Annotated in this window: 19 protein-coding genes and 1 pseudogene; 13 read left to right on the forward strand and 7 right to left on the reverse strand. The window is 65.7% G+C overall.

Features of this window, described 5'->3' with window-relative positions; translation table 11 throughout:
• Positions 1-56: 56 nt before the first annotated feature.
• The 3 genes from RIC54_RS25290 (at position 57) to ndk (ending at position 2,539) form a co-directional block, all read left to right on the forward strand.
• Positions 57-1,529, forward strand: a complete 1,473-nt coding sequence (locus RIC54_RS25290) for a leucyl aminopeptidase (protein ID WP_350093679.1) — start codon at positions 57-59, stop codon at positions 1,527-1,529.
• Between the two features lie 15 nt (positions 1,530-1,544).
• Entirely contained in the window at positions 1,545-1,994 is a 450-nt protein-coding gene (locus RIC54_RS25295) for a DNA polymerase III subunit chi (protein ID WP_350093682.1), read from the forward strand.
• Positions 1,995-2,116: 122 nt separating this feature from the next.
• Complete coding sequence (gene ndk, locus RIC54_RS25300) at positions 2,117-2,539, forward strand: nucleoside-diphosphate kinase (RefSeq protein WP_350093689.1); 423 nt, start codon at positions 2,117-2,119, stop codon at positions 2,537-2,539.
• A gap of 73 nt (positions 2,540-2,612) precedes the next feature.
• Here the strand turns inward: ndk and RIC54_RS25305 are convergent, their stop codons facing one another.
• The 3 genes from RIC54_RS25305 to purM form a co-directional block, all read right to left on the reverse strand.
• Complete coding sequence (locus tag RIC54_RS25305; RefSeq protein ID WP_350093694.1) at positions 2,613-2,747, reverse strand: hypothetical protein; 135 nt, start codon at positions 2,745-2,747, stop codon at positions 2,613-2,615.
• Positions 2,748-2,813: 66 nt separating this feature from the next.
• Positions 2,814-3,467: a phosphoribosylglycinamide formyltransferase gene (gene purN, locus RIC54_RS25310; protein WP_350093700.1), complete on the reverse strand. Its 654-nt coding sequence runs from the start codon at positions 3,465-3,467 to the stop codon at positions 2,814-2,816.
• A complete protein-coding gene (gene purM / locus RIC54_RS25315; RefSeq protein WP_350151564.1) occupies positions 3,464-4,513 on the reverse strand; it encodes a phosphoribosylformylglycinamidine cyclo-ligase in 1,050 nt (349 codons plus the stop codon). Before purM ends, purN begins: the two co-directional genes overlap by 4 nt.
• Positions 4,514-4,664: 151 nt before the next feature.
• Between purM and RIC54_RS25320 the strand changes: the two genes are divergently transcribed.
• From RIC54_RS25320 to RIC54_RS25345, 6 genes are all read left to right on the forward strand, one after another.
• Positions 4,665-5,912 (forward strand): DUF2066 domain-containing protein, encoded by a 1,248-nt coding sequence (locus RIC54_RS25320; protein WP_350093710.1) that lies wholly within the window; start codon positions 4,665-4,667, stop codon positions 5,910-5,912.
• A gap of 16 nt (positions 5,913-5,928) precedes the next feature.
• Complete coding sequence (locus RIC54_RS25325) at positions 5,929-7,035, forward strand: AI-2E family transporter (RefSeq protein ID WP_350093717.1); 1,107 nt, start codon at positions 5,929-5,931, stop codon at positions 7,033-7,035.
• Entirely contained in the window at positions 7,035-7,724 is a 690-nt protein-coding gene (locus RIC54_RS25330) for a P-loop NTPase family protein (protein ID WP_350093723.1), read from the forward strand. The genes RIC54_RS25325 and RIC54_RS25330 overlap by 1 nt, the downstream gene beginning before the upstream one ends.
• Positions 7,725-7,730: 6 nt before the next feature.
• On the forward strand, positions 7,731-8,510 hold the full coding sequence (locus RIC54_RS25335; RefSeq protein WP_350151566.1) for an SDR family oxidoreductase: 780 nt from the start codon (positions 7,731-7,733) through the stop codon (positions 8,508-8,510).
• Positions 8,511-8,680: 170 nt separating this feature from the next.
• A complete protein-coding gene (locus RIC54_RS25340; RefSeq protein WP_502989694.1) occupies positions 8,681-10,843 on the forward strand; it encodes an RNA degradosome polyphosphate kinase in 2,163 nt (720 codons plus the stop codon).
• Positions 10,840-12,414, forward strand: coding sequence for a Ppx/GppA phosphatase family protein (locus RIC54_RS25345; RefSeq protein ID WP_350093734.1), 1,575 nt, complete (start codon positions 10,840-10,842; stop codon positions 12,412-12,414). The genes RIC54_RS25340 and RIC54_RS25345 overlap by 4 nt, the downstream gene beginning before the upstream one ends.
• A 30-nt stretch (positions 12,415-12,444) precedes the next feature.
• Here the strand turns inward: RIC54_RS25345 and rnd are convergent, their stop codons facing one another.
• The gene (rnd, locus tag RIC54_RS25350; RefSeq protein ID WP_350093737.1) at positions 12,445-13,605 is read right to left on the reverse strand and encodes a ribonuclease D; all 1,161 of its coding nucleotides are present in this window, start codon (positions 13,603-13,605) and stop codon (positions 12,445-12,447) included.
• 197 nt (positions 13,606-13,802) lie between these two features.
• Here rnd and RIC54_RS25355 point away from each other — a divergent pair, with 197 nt between their 5' ends.
• Positions 13,803-14,663: an SPOR domain-containing protein gene (locus RIC54_RS25355; RefSeq protein ID WP_350093740.1), complete on the forward strand. Its 861-nt coding sequence runs from the start codon at positions 13,803-13,805 to the stop codon at positions 14,661-14,663.
• Positions 14,664-14,681: 18 nt separating this feature from the next.
• Here the strand turns inward: RIC54_RS25355 and RIC54_RS25360 are convergent, their stop codons facing one another.
• Positions 14,682-15,425: a GGDEF domain-containing protein gene (locus RIC54_RS25360; RefSeq protein WP_350093743.1), complete on the reverse strand. Its 744-nt coding sequence runs from the start codon at positions 15,423-15,425 to the stop codon at positions 14,682-14,684.
• Between the two features lie 246 nt (positions 15,426-15,671).
• Here RIC54_RS25360 and RIC54_RS25365 point away from each other — a divergent pair, with 246 nt between their 5' ends.
• The gene (locus RIC54_RS25365) at positions 15,672-16,478 is read left to right on the forward strand and encodes an EipB family protein (protein ID WP_350093746.1); all 807 of its coding nucleotides are present in this window, start codon (positions 15,672-15,674) and stop codon (positions 16,476-16,478) included.
• A 3-nt stretch (positions 16,479-16,481) separates the two neighbouring features.
• Here RIC54_RS25365 and RIC54_RS25370 read toward each other — a convergent pair whose 3' ends face one another.
• Both RIC54_RS25370 and RIC54_RS25375 read right to left on the reverse strand, forming a co-directional pair.
• Entirely contained in the window at positions 16,482-17,813 is a 1,332-nt protein-coding gene (locus RIC54_RS25370) for a DNA polymerase IV (RefSeq protein WP_350093748.1), read from the reverse strand.
• Entirely contained in the window at positions 17,810-18,748 is a 939-nt protein-coding gene (locus RIC54_RS25375; protein ID WP_350093751.1) for an ROK family protein, read from the reverse strand. The genes RIC54_RS25370 and RIC54_RS25375 overlap by 4 nt, the downstream gene beginning before the upstream one ends.
• Positions 18,749-18,877: 129 nt before the next feature.
• On the opposite strand from RIC54_RS25375, the gene RIC54_RS25380 reads away from it, so the two are divergent.
• Positions 18,878-19,288 (forward strand): response regulator, encoded by a 411-nt coding sequence (locus tag RIC54_RS25380; RefSeq protein ID WP_350093754.1) that lies wholly within the window; start codon positions 18,878-18,880, stop codon positions 19,286-19,288.
• A gap of 6 nt (positions 19,289-19,294) precedes the next feature.
• Positions 19,295-20,041: pseudogene (locus RIC54_RS25385) on the forward strand (response regulator); the annotation flags it as partial.
• Positions 20,042-20,127 lie beyond the last annotated feature (86 nt).

Here is a 20,127-nt window from a genome sequence, read left to right on the forward strand (position 1 = left end):
GCCCGATGGCGACGGCTACCCCAAAGATCGCCTCCCCGCAACCCATGGAGCCTCTGATGAAGATCGTCTTTGCCAAGGTTGGACGTCCGAAGAAGGGGGCGATCGTCGTCTCCGTGGCCGAGAGCGGCAAGCTGTCGCCGACCGCAACAGCGATCGACGGCGAGTCCGGCGGACTGATCGCCAAGGCCATGGCGGGATCGCGGTTTACCGGCAAAGCGCACCAGACATTGACGGTTTTCACGTCCGCGGGACGGGTGCTCCTTTACGGCGTCGGCGATCCCAAGAAGTTCGATCTCAAATGGGCGGAGACCGCCGGCGGCGGAATCTACGCCGCGCTCGCGGGGTCGGGGGAAAAAGAAGTCACCATCGTCATGGAGAGCGGTGACGAGCATCGGGCGGCGCGGGCCGCGCATCTGGCGCTCGGTGCCGAGTTGCGATCCTACCGATTCGACAAGTACCGCACCACGCTGAAGGACGACGACAAGCCGACTCTGGAGAAGCTGACCGTCATGGTGGACGGACACGCCGAGGCCAAGAAGCTGTACGACGTCGAGGCGGCTGTTGCCGAGGGCGTCGCGTTCACCCGTGATCTGGTTTCCGAGCCGCCGAATGTGCTGTTCCCGGAGAGCTTCGCCCAGCGCTGCGTCGGCCTGAAGGAACTGGGTGTCGCGGTCGAGGTGCTCGGCGAGAAGGAGATGACCAAGCTCGGCATGGGCGCGCTGCTGGGGGTCGGGCAGGGCAGCCGGCGCGAGTCCAAGCTGGTGGTGATGCGCTGGAACGGCGGTGCTAAGTCCGACAAGCCGGTGGCGTTCGTCGGCAAGGGCGTGTGCTTCGACACCGGCGGCATCTCGATCAAGCCGGCCGGCGGCATGGAAGACATGAAGTTCGACATGGGCGGCGCCGGAGTCGTCAGCGGCCTGATGCGGGCGCTGGCCGGCCGAAAGGCCAAGGCGAACGTGATCGGCGTGATCGGCCTGGTGGAGAACATGCCGGACGGCAACGCGATGCGGCCATCCGATATCCTCACGACGATGTCGGGCCAGACCATCGAGGTGATCAACACCGATGCCGAGGGCCGGCTCGTCCTGGCCGATGCGCTCTGGTACACCCAGGACAAGTTCAAGCCGTCGTTCATGGTCGATCTCGCCACCCTGACCGGCGCCATGATGGTGTCGCTCGGAGAGGAGACCTGCGGCTACTTCGCCAATGACGACAAGCTGTCCGATGCTCTGAAGGCCGCCGGGGATGCGGTCGACGAGCCAATGTGGCGCATGCCTCTCGGCGACGCCTACAACAAGCAGATGGACAGCGACGTTGCCGACATGAAGAACGCCGGCCCGCGCTGGGGCGGGGCGATCACGGCGGCCTGCTTCCTGGAGCGTTTCGTGAACAAGACGCCGTGGATCCACATGGACATCGCGGGTGTGACCTGGTCGCGCAAGGACCGCAGCACCACGCCGAAGGGCGCCAGCGGCTTTGCCGTGCGTGCGCTCGACCGGCTGGTCCGCGACTACGTCGAGAAGACCTAAGGGCAGGTCGGCGGCGTGGCCGAGATCGGATTCTACCATCTGACGGCCACGCCGCTGGAGCGTGCGCTGCCCAAGCTGCTGGAGCGGACGCTGGAGGCGGGGCAGCGAGCGGTTGTCCTGGCGGGCAGCGACGAGCGGGTGCAAGCCCTGAACGGCCTGCTGTGGACCTACGAGGACCGCTCATGGCTGCCGCACGGCACCTCCAAGGACGGCTTCGATGAAGACCAGCCGATCTGGCTGAGCGCCGTCGAGGGCAATCCGAACGGCGCTGCGTTCCTGTTCCTGACCGACGGCGTCACGATCGGCGATCTGGCAGCATGGGTCCGGGTGTTCGATCTGTTCGACGGTCGCGACGACGCTTCCGTTGCTGCTGCCCGGGCACGCTGGAAGGCGGCCCGTGATGCCGGTCACACGCTCACCTACTGGCGGCAAACCGACCGCGGCGGCTGGGAGAAGGCCGGGTAGGCGGTTCAGGCGGTCGCTGCGCACTTGCCGCTGTTGGGCCGCGCCGCTATAAGGCGCGCGCCGGGCGGTTGGGCCACGTTGCCTCCGCCCATCCGAATCCATCACGATCGATAGAGAGTCTCATGGCCCTTGAGCGCACCTTTTCCATCATCAAGCCGGACGCTACCGCCCGGAACCTGACCGGCAAGGTCAATGCCATGATCGAGGCCGCCGGTCTTCGCATCGTCGCGCAGAAGCGGATCAAGATGACCCGCGACCAGGCCGAGACGTTCTATGCCGTCCACAGCGCCCGCCCGTTCTTCGGCGAACTGGTTGACTTCATGGTCTCCGGCCCAGTGGTCGTGCAGGTCCTGGAAGGCGACAACGCCGTCGCCAAGTACCGTGAAGTGATGGGCGCCACCGACCCGTCGAAGGCCGATGCCGGCACCATCCGCAAGGAAGTGGCGTTGTCGATCGGCGAGAACACGGTCCACGGTTCGGACGCCGCCGAGACGGCCGCCATCGAGATCGCGCAGTTCTTCAGCGGCAACGAAATCGTCGGCTGATTCTCGAGCCGCTTGAATCGAAAGGGCCGGCCCCGTGGGGCCGGCCCTTTTTCGTTACGGAAAGGCCCGGACGTCAGGCGACGAACAGGCCCAACAGCGCTACCGTGACGATGCACAGCGCGGTGCTGATCTTGATGAAGGTTATAAAGCCTTCCCAGATCGCCCGGTGCTCACGGGTCAGATCGATGAAACGGTCTTCAGTGGCCATGATGCCCTCCCGACGAAACGGCGAATTCAGCCTGTTATAGCGAAGCGCTGGCAGCGCTCAAAGCCCTTACAGGGACGGCGACAAAAGAACGCCGGACGCGGTTGCGCCGTCGACCAGCGCACGGTTGCCGTCGATCCGAACCCGGCCTTCGGCCAGCCAGGCGAGCGCGCTCGGATACAACCGGTGCTCCTGCTCCAGGATGCGGGCGGACAGGCTGTCCTCGGTATCGTCAGGCAACACCGGGACGGCGGCCTGAGCCAGGATCGGCCCGGAATCCAGGTCCGGGGTGACGATATGGACGGTACAGCCGGCGATCGTGGCGCCGGCCTCGATCGCCCGGCGCTGCACATGAAGTCCGGTGAACGACGGTAACAGCGACGGGTGGATGTTCAGGATCCGGTTCGGCCAGCGGTTGACGAAACCCGGCGTGAAGATCCGCATGAACCCCGCCAGGCAGACAATCTCGCACCCGGCGCCGCGCAATGCCGCGTCGATCGCCCCGTCAAAGCTGTCGCGGTTCGGGTAGTCCTGGTGGCTGATGGTCGCGGTGGCTACCCCGGCGGATTGTGCCCGCTCCAGCCCGTAGACACCGGGGCGATTGGAGATCACCAGGGCAATCTCGGCCGGGAACGCCGGATCGGTGGACGCATCCAGCAGGGCCTGCAGATTGCTGCCGCGACCGGAGATCAGCACGCCAACCCGCTTGCGGGCGCCGGTCATGCCAGCCAGGTCGGCGACAGGCCGTCGAACACAACCGGGTCGCCGGTGCGCGCTTCGAGCACGCCGACCGTGACCGGCGTCTCGCCGGCTTCCGACAGCGCGTCGCGCACCGCGTCGGCCCGCCCGGCTTCCACGACGATCAGCATGCCAAGTCCGCAGTTGAAGGTGCGCAGCATTTCCCGCGCCTCGACCCCGCCCTGCGCCGCAAGCCAGCGAAACACCGGGGGCAGGCGCCAGGTCGACAGATCCAGCCGCATCGCCAGATCGTCGCCATAGACCCGTGGCGGGTTCTCGATCAGGCCGCCACCAGTGATGTGGGCGAGGGCGGTAACGCCGCCGGCCGCGATCGCCTTCAGACAGGAGCGGACATAGATCCGGGTAGGCTCCAGCAACGCTTCGGACAACGTGCGTTCGGGAGCGAACGGTGCGGGAGCATCCCAGGCGAGCCCGCTGCGCTCGACGATTCGGCGGACCAGGGAGAAGCCGTTGGAGTGAACCCCAGACGACGGCAGCGCCAGCACGACATTGCCGGCCGACACCCGGTCACGGGTCAGGATCTGCTGGCGCTCGGCCGCGCCAATCGCGAATCCGGCGAGATCGTAGTCGCCGGCCCGGTACATACCCGGCATCTCGGCTGTCTCGCCGCCGACCAGGGCGCATCCGGCGTCCCGGCAACCGGCAGCGATGCCGGCGACCACGTCACGGGCCACGGCGACCTCGAGCTTCCCGGTGGCGTAGTAGTCCAGGAACATCACCGGCTCGGCGCCCTGCACGACCAAGTCGTTGACGCACATCGCGACCAGGTCGATGCCGACCCCGTCGTGCCGTCCGGCCTCGATGGCCACGCGCAGCTTGGTGCCCACGCCATCGGTTGCGGCGACCAGGACCGGATCCCTGAAGCCGGCGGCCTTCAGGTCGAACAGACCTCCGAAGCCACCAAGGTCTGCGTCGGCACCCGGACGTCGGGTGGAAGCCGCGAGCGGCTTGATGGCCTCGACAAGAGCGTCACCCGCGTCGATGTCGACGTCGGCATCGCGGTATGTCAAAGGCTGGTTCGTCTGCTTTGGGGGGCTTATGGCATCCTCCGCCGGGCTGCGGTATAAGGCCGGGCTGTCGGGCGTGTCTTCGTTTCGCCCGGATCGCGGTATATGCCGCGGTGCCGACGCTCCCCGCAAGCGGCAAGTGGGCTGAACGACAATGAGCGATACCGTGCGGCGCAATTTTACGAACTTTCTGCGCACCCTGCTGATGATTCTGCCGGTGGTGATTCCCCTGGCGGAAGCGAATGCGGCGGATGCCGATCTGTACACCGTTCGCGCGGTGCCGGTTGACGCGACCGCCGAAACCGCGCCGGTCGCCCGCGACCGGGCGATCGCCGAGGGGCGCCGGAAGGCGTTTCAACGGCTCGTCGAGCGGGTGGCTCCGCTGGCGCAGGCCCGTGCCATCAAGGATCCGACCGATGCGGAGCTGCAGCGCATGGTCCTGGGCTTCGAAGTGGCCAACGAACGATCGTCGGCCGTGCGGTGGCTGGCAGACCTGACGGTCGCGTTCGATCAGGCGGCGATTCGCGGCTACCTCCGCGCGGCGGGCACTCCTTATGCAGAGACCCGCAGCCTGCCGGTCCTGGTCATTCCGCTGTACGTGACCGGCGGCGAGGTGGTTCTTTGGAAGGAGCCGAATCCGTGGCGGACAGCCTGGTACGACCTTCCGCCCCAGGGTGGCCTGGTGCCGTTCGTGGTGCCCTACGGTGATGTAGCCGACATCCGCGATCTGTTGCCGGAACAGGCCGTCGCGGGCGACCTGCCGGCGCTGACGCGTATTGCGGAGCGCTACGGCGCGCGCGACGCGGTGGTCGTCAAGGCGACGCCACGGTCTGGCGGTGCCACCGAGTTGTCGGTGCAGCGGCTGGGCCCGAGCGGCACCGATCGCACCCTGCTCGAAACGGTGGCGGGTGGCGAAGAACTGGACGAAGTGAAGCGGCTGGCGCCTGCGGTACTGCGAGCCGTGGCAATGGTCGAGGAGGCCTGGAAGCAGGACAACCTGATTCGTCCCGGGTTTGAAAGCCGGGTGACGGCGACGGTCCCGATCGACTCCATGAAGCGCTGGCTGACGGTGCGTGAGGCGCTGGACCGGTTGTCCATCGTTGCCCGGTATCAGGTCATCCTGCTCACCCGCCGGGAAGCTCTGGTCGACGTCTGGATCAACGGCGAGGCCGAGCAGTTCCGGGTGGCCCTGGCGCAACGCGACCTCGAACTGCTTCCGGGAGCCGGGGACTACATTCTCAAGCAGCGTGGGCAGCCGATGCCGGAATCCGCTCCAGCTTCCGGGGCAATTGGGTCGGGCGCGCCGTACTCGGCCGCACCGGCCTACGGCACGGAAGAGACGGTCATCATCGGACCTTCGCCCTCGGCGCCGCCGACGGCGCCGGTGCCGGGAACCCAGTGACCCGGGCGTCCGTCGCATGACCCGGCGCGAACGTTCGGTGTTCTGGGCGCTGTTCCTCGCGCTGGTGCTGCTGGGCTTCTATGTCCTGCGCGACGTGCTGGTGCCGTTCGTTGCCGGCATGGCGGTGGCGTACCTGCTCGACCCGGTGGTCGACCGGCTTGAACGTATTCGGGTTCCGCGTGGTCTTGCGACGTTCGTCGTGCTGCTCGGCTTCTTCGCGCTCGCCATCGGGCTGCTGCTGTTGCTGATTCCGTTGCTGCAGTCCCAGTTCGAGAAGCTCGCCTCCACGCTGCCGGGCTACGTCGACATGATCCGGACCCGGCTGGCGCCGCTACTGGCGCACGTCAACGAGGGGCTGGACCGGCAAGCCGCCCTGGAGAAAGTCACCGGCATGACCGGCGACTTGGTAAGTTGGGCCGGCGGCGTGATCAGCCGGTTGATCAGCGGCGGGTTCGCGATCGCCAATCTGCTGTCGCTCCTGCTGATCACCCCGATCGTGTCGTTTTACCTGCTGCGCGACTGGGACCGGATCGTTGCGGCGGTGGACGGCTGGCTGCCGCGGGAGCAGGCGCCGACAATCCGCACGCAGGTCGCGGCCGTGGATCGCACGCTGGCCGCGTTTGTTCGGGGACAGGGGACGGTGTGCCTGATCCTCGGCGTGTTCTATGCGGCGGGATTGACAATCGCGGGGTTGGATTTCGGTCTGGTGATCGGACTGTTCTCCGGCCTGATCTCATTCGTGCCGTTCATCGGAGCGCTGATCGGCGGCGTCCTCAGCGTGGGGCTGGCTCTGGCGCAGTTCGACAGTTGGCAGGCGGTGGCGATCGTCGCGGCCGTATTCGCCGCCGGGCAGATGCTCGAAGGGAATTTCCTGACGCCCAATCTGGTCGGCGAGGCCGTCGGCTTGCATCCGGTCTGGGTGATCTTTGGGTTGCTGGCGGGCGGGACGCTGTTTGGCTTCGTCGGTGTGCTGCTGGCGGTTCCGGTTGCCGCCGTGGTCGGCGTTCTCACCCGGTTTGCACTGGCCCGGTACCTGGACAGCCCGCTGCACCTCCACGGGGTGCCGCCGGCGGATGACGCGGCGCCCGACGGGAATGACACCGGGGCACCGGGACCGGTGTGATGACGCCAAGTCAGTTGATCCTCGATCTGGGTTACCGGCGGGCGCTGGGGCGCAGCGATTTTCTGGTATCGGCGTGCAATGCCGACGCAGCGGCGTGGATCGACCGCTGGCCGGACTGGCCCGCACCGCTGCGCGGTCTGGCGATCGTTGGTCCCGCAGGATGCGGAAAGACTCATCTTGGGGCGGTGTGGCGCCGGGCAAGCGGTGCGGTTGCGGTGGATGCGGCGGATCTGACGGTGGATGGACTGCCGGACGTGCTCGGGGATGCAACACACGCGGTGGTCGACGACCTCACCGGAATCCGCGCCCCACAGGCACTTCTGCATCTCTACAACACGGTGGCAGAGCGCGGGGGATCTGTGCTTATCCTGTCGCGCACGGCGCCGGCTCGGTGTGATTTTGGTCTGCCGGATCTGGCATCCCGGTTGGCGACACTGCCGATCGCGATGGTCGGGCCGCCGGACGAGGCTCTTCTGGCCGGCGTCCTGGGAAAGCATTTCGCGGATCGACAGGTGGTCGTGCGCGAAGACGTCGTCGCGTATCTGGTGGCGCGCATGGAACGGTCGTTCTCGGCGGCTTACAGGCTGGTTGATTGCCTTGACCGCCTGGCGCTGGCCGAAGGACGCAAAGTGGACCGGGCGCTGGCAAAGCGGGCGCTTGCTGATGATGAAACCGATCGAGGGGAGTGACCGGGCATGGATCTCGGACTGAAAGGCAAGAAGGCCATCGTCTGCGCCGCCAGCAAGGGGCTGGGCAAGGGCTGCGCTCTGGCTCTGGCGCGCGAGGGCGTCGACCTGGTGATCAACTCCCGGACCAAGGCGACGCTGGACGCCACCGCCGATGAGATCCGGTCGGCGACCGGGGTGTCGGTGACCACGGTTGCCTGCGACATCACCACGCCGGAAGGCCGCGCCGCGGTGCTGAAGGCGGCCGGGCCGGTCGACATCCTGATCAACAACGCCGGTGGCCCGCCGCCGGGCAACTTCCGCGATTGGTCGATCGAGGACTGGCAGAAGGCGATCAACGCCAACATGCTGACCGCGATCGAGTTGATCCGGTTGACGGTCGACGGGATGATCGAGCGCAAGTTCGGCCGGATCGTGAACATCACGTCGGGCGCGGTGAAGGCGCCGATCCCGATCCTCGGCCTGTCCAATGGCGCGCGTGCCGGTCTGACTGGGTTCGTTGCCGGAGCGGCTCGCGAGACCGTGCGTCACAACGTGACGATCAACGGTCTGCTGCCGGGACCGTTCGACACCGACCGGCTGCGCGGCAACATGAAGCTGCAGGCCGAGAAGGCGGGGATGCCTTACGAGGCGTTCAGCAAGCAGCAGGCCGAGAAGAATCCCGCCGGCCGGTTCGGCACGGCCGATGAGTTCGGGGCCGCCTGCGCTTTCCTGTGCAGCGTTCACGCCGGCTTCATTACCGGGCAGAATGTCCTGATGGATGGTGGTGCATTCCCTGGCACGCTCTGAATTGGGCTGGACCGCCTGTCATCCCGCTGTCACAGACTGCGGGTACACCCCGCGCAGTGAGGCGCCGATCCAGCGGCGCCGGGTGACGCAGGAGGCTGGCAGTGAGCGAAGCGACAGGCAAGGTGGAACGCATCGTCGATGACGCCCATGGCAAGCGTCCACGCGGGTCGTTGAAACGGCGGGCGGCGGTCGAAGCAGACGCCCCGCCGGTCTCCACGTCGATCACGCTGGAGAGCGCGAGCCGGCTGATCAATCGGGAGATCTCCTGGCTTGCCTTCAACACGCGGGTGCTGGAGGAGTCGTTGAACGCCAGCAACCCGCTGCTGGAGCGTCTGCGGTTCGTTGCGATCTCGGCGTCCAATCTGGACGAGTTCTACATGGTCCGGGTCGCCGGGCTGAAGGGCATGGTTGCGGCCGGGATCACCACGGCCAGCGATGACGGCCTGACACCGCCTCAGCAGCTGGGGGCGATCGCCGAAGCGGCGGCCAAACTGATGAGCGACCAGCAGGTTGCCTTGCGGTCGCTGCGTGGGGCCCTGAAGGATGTCGGCTATCACCTGGTCGACGGCAGCGAACTGGGCGCCGACGATCTGGCCTGGCTCGCCAATCATTTCAGCGAGCAGGTCTATCCGGTTCTAACGCCGCTGGCGATCGACCCGGCCCATCCGTTCCCGTTCGTTCCGAACAAGGGCATCTGCCTTGCCATGCAATTGCGGGCGCGGTCCGGCGGCCATGAGATGCAAGGCCTCATTCAATTGCCGCAGCAGATCGGCCGGTTTGTGCGATTGCCGGGCGATCAGATCCGGTTCGTGCCGATCGAGCAGGTCATTCTGCTGTTCGTTGACCGGTTGTTCCCGAACTATCAGGTCAAGGGGCAAGGGGTTTTCCGGGTCATCCGCGACAGCGAGATGGAGATCGACGAGGAAGCCGAAGACCTGGTGCTGTCGTTCGAAACCGCGCTCAAGGCCCGTCGCCGCGGCAACGTGATCCGCCTGGCGGTTGACCTGTCGATGCCCGAGCCGCTGCAGCAGCTGGTCATCGATGAGTTGAAGGTGCCGCGCGAGGACGTGTTCGCGCTGGAGGAGATGGTCGGGCTCGCCGATCTGTCGCAATTGATCATGTCGGAGCGGCCGGACCTGCTCTGGCCGCCGTTCAACGCCCGGTTCCCGGAACGGATCCGCGACTTCGGCGGCGACTGCTTTGCTGCAATCCGGACCAAGGACATCGTAGTCCATCATCCTTACGAGAGTTTCGATGTGGTCGTGCAGTTCCTGCGCCAGGCCGCGGCCGATTCCTCGGTCATCGCCATCAAGCAGACGCTGTACCGCACGTCCAAGGACAGCCCGATCGTCAAGGCGCTGATCGAGGCGGCCGAAGCCGGCAAATCCGTTACCGCCATGGTCGAGATCAAGGCCCGGTTCGACGAGGAGGCCAACATCCGATTGTCCCGGGACCTCGAGCGGGCCGGCGTGCAGGTCGTCTACGGGTTCATGAACCTGAAGACCCACGCGAAGGTGTCGCTGGTGGTGCGTCGCGAGGGCCACGGCCTGCGCAACTACGTGCATTTCGGTACCGGCAACTACCATCCGATCACCGCCAAGATCTACACCGACCTGTCGTTCTTCACCTGCGATCCGGCGCTGTGCCGGGATGCGTCGCGGATGTTCAACTACATGACCGGCTACGCTACCCCGGAGAAGATGGAGAAGCTGGCGATCTCGCCGCTGACCCTGCGCAGCACCCTGCTGGACGGCATCCGCAACGAGATCGAACATGCCGCCGCAGGCCGCCCGGCGGCAATCTGGATGAAAATGAACCAACTCGTCGATCCGAGCATCATCGACGAGTTGTACAAGGCCAGCCAGGCGGGGGTGCAGGTCGATCTCGTGATTCGCGGCATCTGCTGCCTGCGGCCCGGGGTTCCGGGCCTGTCAGAGACGATCAGGGTGAGGTCGATCGTCGGGCGGTTCCTCGAACACTCCCGGGTCATCGTGTTCGGCGACGGCCACAAGCTTCCGTCCGATCAGGCCAAGGTCTACATCTCCTCGGCCGACCTGATGCAACGCAACCTTTACCGCCGGGTTGAACATCTGGTCCCGGTTGAAAACCCGACCGTCCATCGGCAGGTTCTCGACCAGATCATGGTGGCCAACCTGAAAGACCGCACCAACAGCTGGGTGCTGAACAGCGAAGGGCAGTATCAACGCGTGTCGCATTCAAACGATGACTTCTCGGCTCATACCTACTTCATGACGAACCCCAGCCTGTCCGGTCGCGGCAGCGCGCTGCGGCGCGGCGGTGATGCTCCGCGGACCCTGCGTGAGGGCGAGTGACCGACGAAAACGGACTGCAGCGCGAAGGGCGAGGGACTCTCGAGCCGGTACGCGGTCAGAGGGTTGGCGTTCTGGACATCGGCTCGAACTCCATCCGACTGGTGGTCTATGACCACGCAGGCCGGTCGCCGATCCCGGTGTTCAACGAGAAGGCGCTGTGCGGATTGGGTCGGGGCGTCACCGAGACCGGCAATCTGCCGGTTGAAGGCATGGCATCGGCGTTGCTGAACATCGATCGCTTTAATCAAATTGCCAAGGCCATGCGGGTGCGTCACCTGGATGTGGTGGCAACCTCGGCGGTGCGCGACGCCGCCAACGGACCGGGTTTCGTGGCCGAGCTTGAACGCCGCATTGGACACCCGGTGGACGTGATCAGCGGTGACGAGGAGGCACGGCTGTCGGCGCTCGGCGTCCTCAGCGGCTTCCCCGAGGCGGACGGCGTGGTCGGGGATCTCGGCGGCGGCAGCCTGGAACTGATCGATGTGAGCAACCGCCGGCTGGGCGATCACGCGACCATGCCGCTTGGTCCGCTGCGCATCGGCGAGACTGCCGGCGGCCAGGGGCGGCGCCTGACGACCATGGTCGACGGACATCTGAAGACGGCGCACTGGCTCTCCCGTCTCGAGGGGCGGACGTTGTACGCCGTCGGCGGAGCGTGGCGCAGCATCGCCAAGGCGCACATGGTCCGAAGCAACTATCCGATCGAGGTCATTCACGGGTATGCGGTGGAGCGCAATGCGCTCTCGGACTACCTGTCGTCGCTGGTCCGGATCCCGAAGAAGGCCGCCAAGAACGTTCCGGGCGTGTCCCGGCGACGGGGTGACTCCATTCCAACCGCCGCCCTGGTGCTGCAGCGCGTGTTGGCCAAGGGTAAGCCGTCGCGGGTGGTGTTTTCAGCCTTCGGGCTGCGCGAAGGCTGTCTGTATGACCGGCTGACCGACGGGGAGCGCGACAAGGACCCGCTGTTGATGGCGGCCGAAGAGATCGCGCGCGAGACCAATCGTTTCGCGCCGCATCCGAATACCGTCTATGCGTGGCTGACCCCCATGTTTCCGCTGCTTGCGGAGCGCGATGCCCGGTTGGTCAAGGCGCTCTGCATGTTGAGCGATATCGCCTGGTCGGAGCATCCCAGCTATCGGGGCGAGCACGGGTTCCTGCGCGTCCTGCGGCTGCCGGTGGCCGGTCTTGACCATGCCGATCGGGTGTTCCTGGCGATCGGTATCCTGGTCCGGTATGTGGGGCATACCGATCTTCCGGCGGCGCGGGCCGTGGAACATCTGCTCGATCCGGCACGGCGGACACTCGCGATCCAGGTGGGCCATGCGCTGAGATTGGGGCTGACGCTGTCGGGCGGGGCCACGGTCCTGCTGCGGCGGACGAAGCTGGACGCCCTGCCGGCCGGGGGCTTCACGCTGAAGCTGTCAGGCGAGGCACTGGCGCTGCTGGGCGATGTGGTCGACCGTCGGGTGGCGACCCTGTCGTCGGCCATTGGGGCGCCGATAACGGTCGCGCAGGGCGCACCGCGTCGATCCCGCGCTGTGGCCGGCCTCCGACGACAAACACCGGACTAAGACGAGCGATTTAGGCCACGAGGGCGGAGGTCAGGCCGAGACGTCGACGAGCCTCACCCGATCCTTTGCCGGATCGAACACCAGGCCCAGGCGACCGTGCTTTACGGCCAGGGCGGCATTGCCGAACACCTCGAGCCGCCACCCCTTCAACGCGGGAACGTCGGCGTCGTCGTTGGAGGCAATGGCGTCGAGGTCGTCCGAGCTGGCGATCAGCTTCGGCGCGACATCGTGCTCCTCGCATTTGATCTTCAGCAGCACGCGCAGCAGATCGGCGACGGGCTGGCGCCCCTGCGGAGCGTCAGCCTGATCCGGAAGGGACGGCCACTGATCCTTCGGCAACGCAAGGGCGGTGGTGACTGCATCCAGGATCGCACGACCCGTCTTTCCACCGGCGGAGTCGCGGTTGAACGCCCGCGAGCGTCCCAGCTCCTCCGGCGTCTGCGGCATCTGGGCCGCGACATCGACCAGGGCGTCGTCGCGCAGAATGCGGTTGCGCGGCACGTCGCGGGCCTGGGCCTCACGCTCGCGCCAGGCGGCGAGCTCGCGCAGCACCGTCAGGAATTTGGGCTTGGTGCTGCGGATCTTAAGCCGCCGCCAGGATTGCTCCGGAGGCACCTTGTAGGTGGCTGTGTCCGTCAGTACGGCCATCTCTTCGCTCAGCCACTCCAACCGGCCGGTCTTCTCCAGCTTGCGGTGCAGCTTCTCGTAGGCTGGACGCAGGTGGATGACATCGGCCAGTGCGTATTCGATCTGACGGCTCGACAGCGGCCGGTGACTCCAGTCGGTGAAGCGTGAGGTCTTGTCCAGCTTGACGCCGGTGAGGCCACGCACCAGCCGGTCGTAGCTGACCGCGTCGCCAAAGCCGCAGACCATCGCCGCAATCTGGGTGTCGAACAGCGGTGCGGGCACGGCATCGGCCTGATGCACGAAGATCTCAACGTCCTGCCGGGCGGCGTGAAAGACCTTCAGGACGTCCGGGTTGGCCATCAGCGCGTAGAGCGGAGCGAGATCGATGCCCGGCGCCAGGGTGTCGACGGCTACGGCTTCGTCGGCGCCGGCGAGCTGCACCAGGCAAAGCTTCGCGTAGTAGGTCTTGTCGCGCATGAACTCGGTGTCGATCGCGACATAGCGTTCGCTAGACAGACGATCACAGAGGGCGGACAGGGAGGCCGTATCGGTCACAAGGGTCATGGTGCCCCTAATACACCACCGTACCCGGCGCGCAACCGCCGTCTTCGGCGTAAGTCGTTGTAATCCGATTCAAATTCGCATTGGCTCAGCGCAAGGGAGGCGTTCGACGCGCGAGATCCGAACATTGGATTTGCCAATAGATCAGAAATAGCTGAAGATTCGTGTTACAACTTGTTGATTCGGGCGGGGGAATCACCATGAAGCGCATCGCCATAGCGGCACTACTGCCATTGATGGTCGGCGGATGTCTGCCGCTACCGATCGCGATTGCTTCTTCCGCTTTCACGGGGGTTTCCTACCTTACGAGTGGAAAGTCGACGTCCGATCACGTGCTCTCGGCCGCGATGGAACAGGATTGTGCACTGACGCGACCGGTGATCGGCGAACCGTTTTGCCGCGACATTGGGCCGGACGGCGAAGGTCGAACGCCTGCCCTTACGGTTGCCTACTACCCGGGTGACCGTGACGAGGTACTTTCACCGGACGAACGGACCGCTCGATGGCAGCGCGGAGCGTTCAATCTTGATGCAGAGTCGGCCCAATCTCGGCAGATTGCAGCAACTCCGCAGTTTCTGGCGCCGGTGCCGCGTGTGACGGTCGCCGGGATTATTCTGACGAAGGAACAGGTGGTGCCCGCTCCGAACGCGCGTGCTCTGCCCATTGCGGCCGATACCGGGTGGCGGTCGATCGGTCCGGCGGCGGCAGGGATGGTCGGTCGGACCGCCAAATCAGCGCCGCCGTCAGCAGCCACGTTGCCGGCGACACCGGCGCTCCAGGTGCCAATGCAGCAGTCCGGCAACCGCAAGGCGGCGACGCCCGGTCTTGGCGCTGATCATTGGGTGGTTCTCGGATCGTTTCGGAGCACCGATCGGGCGCGCGTCATGGCGGCCCGGTATTCCGAGCAGGACCCCAGCATTCTTCCGGCAACCGTCAAAGGCGGTCAGTGGCATAGGGTTGCGGTTGGTCCGATGGCACCGTCGGCGGCCAGGAGCCTCCGGAATGAGTTGGGGATGATCGATGGCCGTTCGCCTTGGGTGGTGCGGCACCGGGTGAACTGACCCGAGCCCGGCTGCCCCTCAGTTCGGCCCACTCCCCGTGTCGCGCCGAGCGTTCTTTTGCAGGTACATGAGCTTGTCGGCCTGAGCGAGGATGTCGGTCGGCGAGTCCGAGGAACCGTAAGCCACGAAACCGACGCTCGCGGAGATCGGCAGCAGGGTGCCGTGCCAGTCGACGATATGGCTGTTGAGGCGGTCGGACAGGGCGCGAGCGCGGGATGCGCAGGACGCCTGGTCGAGATCGGTCATCAGGACCGCGAACTCGTCGCCACCCAGGCGTGCGACAATGTCTGACTCGCGTACATCGGCCTGCAGCACTCCGGCAACGGCTTGTAGGAAGCCGTCGCCCGCGGCGTGACCGTAGGTGTCGTTGATGGGCTTGAAGCGGTCCAGGTCGATCATCAGCACGACCCCGCGGCGTTCGCCACGTCGGGCTTGCGCCAAGGCCTTGATCAGATGCATGTCGAAGCCGCGCCGATTGAGCAGGCCGGTCAACTCGTCGGTGACCGAGAGGCTTTCCAATTCGCGAATACGCGCTTCCTGGCGCTCGATGCGCCGCTGCGCTTCGGTCATGGCGACCAGCGCAAGGCGGAGTGCGGCCTCGGTTTCGGCGGTGTCCGGGCTGGGGTCCGGCAGGTCGTTCGCCACGTCGCCCTTCGGGCCGATGGCGGAATTGAACCGGGCGAGCATGCCGGTGACTTCCGCGTAGAGCCGCACACTGGTCCCATCCAGGGGAGCTGTCAGAATTCTGGTCTCGGTCGCCATAATCGAACCTCCATCGGAGTCGATCCTTTACAAGCAACGTCCGTGCCAGCATTCGAAACCGCGGTTGCCGAAAAACCGCCATGTTCGGCAGGGATCCTGGGACCATGCGGCTCAGGCGGGGGAGCAACATCGCTGTTTGGCGGCAACCCCCCGGCAGTTCTTGCCGATCATGTGATCTGAATTGGCGGATGATGCCGAGCGATGCGGCGCATGCCATAGTCGACGAGAACCAACGAGGAGGAATTCATGCGGGTTATCCGCGCGATCGTTTCGCTTGCGACGGCCAGCCTGATGGCCTTTCCAGCGATAGCGGCCCCCTCGGCGGACGGCATCGTGGCACACCGGGCGCTCTACAAGATCACCTTGGCCCGGGCGACTTCGGCGTCGGAGATCATCGATGTTCGGGGGCGAATGGGCTTCGAGTGGCGGGACGAGTGCGACGGTTGGGCCATCGAACAGCGCTACCTGATGTCGTTCGCGAAGGCCTCCGGTGACGGCTATGAAATCAGCTCAAGCTATACGACCTGGGAGGCGAAGGCGGGCAACGTCTACCGGTTCATCGTCGAGCGCGAGCGGGGCGGCGGCTCCGAGCAGGTGAAGGGGCGCGGCGTCATGCCCTTGCCGCTTGGATCGGGAAGCGGCAAGGCGGTGTTCTCCGATCCGGAACACAAGGAGTTCCTTCTGACGGCGGACACCTTGATGCCGTCGGAACATACGTTGCGGCTGATTGATGAGGCGAAGAAGGGGAAGAAATTCTTCCAGGCCACCGTGTTTGACGGCAGCGAGGTTGAGCCGGGGTCGTTGGTGTCGGCGGTGATCGGGTCGCCGAAGTCCACCCCGGCCGCGATCGACCATCCTGCGCTCGCCGGATCGTATTGGCCGGTCCGTCTGGCGTTCTTCAAACCGGGGCAGACTGAAAGTGCGCCCGATTTCGAGATGTCGGTCGACCTGCTGGAGAACGGGATCGCCCGACGCATGCTGTTGGACTACGGCGATTTTCGAGTGGCAATGACGCTTGAGCGGTTGGAGGTCATCGACCGCAAGGGCTGCTGACCGTCATTCGCAGTCATCCTCGGGGTGCAGGCGACTCGTCGGCGATTGCTTGAGGGTGTCAACGCGCAGGCCGCGCCCCTTCATGATGGCCGCCTTGCCCAGCTTGGCCCGGACGGCGTCCATGGCGGTCTCGACGCGATGCCTGCGCTCGAGGCTCGGCTCGGCGAGATCGCGCGGATCGGCCAGCCTGTCGCCGGCAAGGTCGGTGACCCCCACACCGATCAGTCTGAATCGCCTGCCGTCGACGGCGTCTTCCAGCAGGCTGTCGGCGGTTCGGTAGATCCGGTCGGCAAGCTGGGTCGGCGACGACAGGCGGCGCTGCCGGGTGTGGGAGCGAAAATCGGCGGTCTTCAGCTTGAGGGTGACCACCCAGCCGCAGAGCGCCTTGCGCTTCAGCCGGTCAGAGACCTCTTCGCTCAACCGCCAGAGGTAGGGGCGAAGCGCGTCGGTCGCGGAGATGTCGTCGTTGAAGGTCGTTTCGGACGACACGCTTTTGATGACGGAGCCCGGCTCCACTGCCCGGCTGTCGCGGCCGTGTGAGAACCGTGCAAGGCGCTGGCCGATGCTGCCGTAGCGCCGCATCAACTCGCGCTCGTCCAAGCCCTGCAGGTCTCCGACGGTCCGGATCCCGTCGGCCAGCAGGGTGCGGTACAGGGCCTTGCCGACGCCCCAGATGATCGAGACTGGCCGGTCCGCCAGGAACCGCTCGATCCGGTCAGCGCCGATCACGAAGAATCCTCGTGGCTTGTCCAGGTCGGATGCGACCTTGGCCAGAAACTTGTTGTAGCTCAGGCCAATCGACGCGGTGACGCCAACGTTCTCTTCGATGCGCCGTGTCAATCGGGCCAGCGTTTCAGCAGGTGCGCCGCCGTGGAGCCGGTCGGTCCCGTTGAGGTCGAGAAACGCTTCGTCGATCGACAGCGGCTCGACGAGCGGGGTGACATCGCGCATCAGCGCACGAACCTCGGCTCCCGCGGCTGCATACTTGGCCATGTTGGGCTTGATCACGACGGCATGCGGGCAGGCGGCCAGGGCCTTGAACATCGGCATGGCGGACCGGACGCCATAGATGCGCGCGACATAGCACGCGGCGGAGACGACGCCCCGGCGGCCTCCGCCGATGATTACCGGCTTGTCCAGCAGCGACGGGTCATCGCGTTTCTCGACGCTGGCGTAGAAGGCATCGCAGTCGATGTGCGCGATCGACAGACGGTCGAGTTCCTGGTGGCTGACGAGGCGGCGCGAACCGCAGCGGGGGCATCGCTCCGGCGGTCCGGTGGCGCCTGGCGGTGGCCAGGTGAAGCAGTCCCTGCACAGGGTTCGTTGCGGGGTCATTGTTCGTTCGGTTGCCAGAGCCAGGCCGCTCCCCGTACTCCGGACGAGTCGCCGTGCCGCGGGGGGACAAGCTTGGTGTCGACCCGGTCCGAGAACACATACCGGCTCCAAAGCGCCGGCACCCGCTCGTACAGCACGCCGAGGTTCGACAGCCCGCCGCCCAGCACAATCACGTCCGGATCCAGAATGTTGATGACGTGGGCGAGCCCGCGGGCCAGCCGGTCCGCGTACCGATCGAGATGGCGGTGTGCGACTGCGTCGCCCGCCGCCGCGGCATCGACCAGGGACAGGGAGGTGATCCCGCTGCCGGTTTCGCGCGCGTATCCGGCAGCCAGTCCGGGTCCGGACAGGTAGGTTTCAATGCAGCCGTTCAGGCCGCAGTAGCACGCCGGTCCGGGGCGCTCGTCGTCAGTCGGCCAGGGCAGGGGGTTGTGGCCCCATTCCCCCGCGATCCCGTTGGGGCCATCGATCGGCCGGCCGCCGATGACGATCCCGGCCCCGACGCCGGTTCCCAGTATCACTCCGAAGACCACGTTCGCGCCGCGCGCGGCCCCGTCGGACGCCTCGGAAACTGCGAAGCAGTTGGCATCGTTCTGCAGCCGGACGGGTCGCTGCAAGGCCTCGGACAGGTCCCGGTCCAGCGCCCGGCCGTTCAGCCACGTCGAGTTGGCATTCTTGACGAGACCCGTGGCGCGCGACAACGTGCCCGGAATTCCAACGCCGACGGTGCCGCGGCCCCCGGTTGATCGCTCGACCTCTGCCACAAGTCCGGCGACGGCACGAACCGTCGCGTCGTAGTCGTCGCGCGGTGTTGCGACGCGGCGGCGTTCAAGAACCTTGCCGGATCTGTCCAGGACAATGGACTCGATCTTGGTGCCGCCCAGGTCGATGCCGATGCGGATTGTTGAATCTGGGTGGTGATGAGCTTTCGACACGATAGTCTCGTCAGTAGTATACGCGGGCTTATGTGGTTATACTTCCGAGCAGTCCGGCCGGTGGACACGTTTGTCGACCGGGCTCGCGGGCAGATCATATCCCGGCAACGAAACAGGGTGGATGAGCGCATGACCTCCGTCGAGACGGGCAGCGAGTCCGGCGAAGCGGGCAGCGGGGCTAAGACAGTTCTGATTGTCGAGGACAACGAGCTCAACATGAAGCTGTTTCATGACCTCCTGGAGGCCCATGGTTACAACATCATTGGGACCCGGGACGGAATGGAAGCACTGCGGATTGCCAGGGACAGCCGTCCCGACCTGATCCTGATGGACATTCAGCTTCCGGAGGTGTCCGGACTGGAGGTCACGAAATGGATCAAGGAGGATGACCGCCTGAAGTCCATCCCCGTGATCGCGGTGACCGCGTTCGCCATGAAGGGCGACGAGGAGAAGATTCGCGAAGGCGGTTGCGAAGCCTATATTGCCAAGCCGATCTCGGTCACCAACTTCCTGGAAACGGTAAAGAAATACCTCGGGTAACGGGAGATGCCGGGTAGGGTTCTTGTCGTCGATGACATACTTCCGAACGTGAAGTTGCTGGAAGCCAAGCTCAGTAGCGAATACTTCGATGTCCTGACGGCAAACAACGGACCTGAAGCGCTGGCGGTGATCGAGCGCGAGAATCCGGACATCGTCCTGCTGGATGTCATGATGCCGGTGATGGACGGGTTCGAAGTCTGCCGCCGAATCAAGTCGGACCCCCGGACCACTCATCTTCCCGTCGTCATGGTGACCGCGTTGAGCGACGTCGCGGATCGCGTCCGTGGCATCGAGGCCGGAGCGGATGACTTCCTGACCAAGCCGGTTGTCGATTCCGCGCTGTTCGCGCGGGTCCGCTCCCTGCTCCGCCTCAAGATGATGATGGACGAGTGGCGGCTGCGGGAGCAGACCTCCAGCCAACTCGGCATGCTGGCACCGCGGGCCATGACGGAACTCGACACCGCGTCGGCACGGCTGCTGATCATCGAAGACAACGCGATCGACGCCTTCAACATGATCGAGAGCCTGTCGGTCGATAACGGCGAGGTGAAACGGGTTGATTCCGGCCGGGCCGGGTTTGAGGCCGCCACACGGCAGGATCCCGATCTGGTCATCTGCAGCTTGAATCTTGAGGACGACGATGCGCTGCGGCTGCTGTCGCAGTTCCGCGCCAACGAGTCGACGCGGCATCTGCCGATCCTCATGGTCGGCGAGGAGGATCAGACCGACAAGCTGGCGAAAGCTTTGGACCTCGGTGCCAATGATTACCTGATGAAGCCCGTGGACCGGAACGAGTTGCTGGCCCGGGTGCGCACCCAGATCCGGCGGCGCCGTTACCA

This window comes from Thalassobaculum sp. (assembly GCF_040219215.1).
GTDB lineage: Bacteria > Pseudomonadota > Alphaproteobacteria > Thalassobaculales > Thalassobaculaceae > Thalassobaculum_A.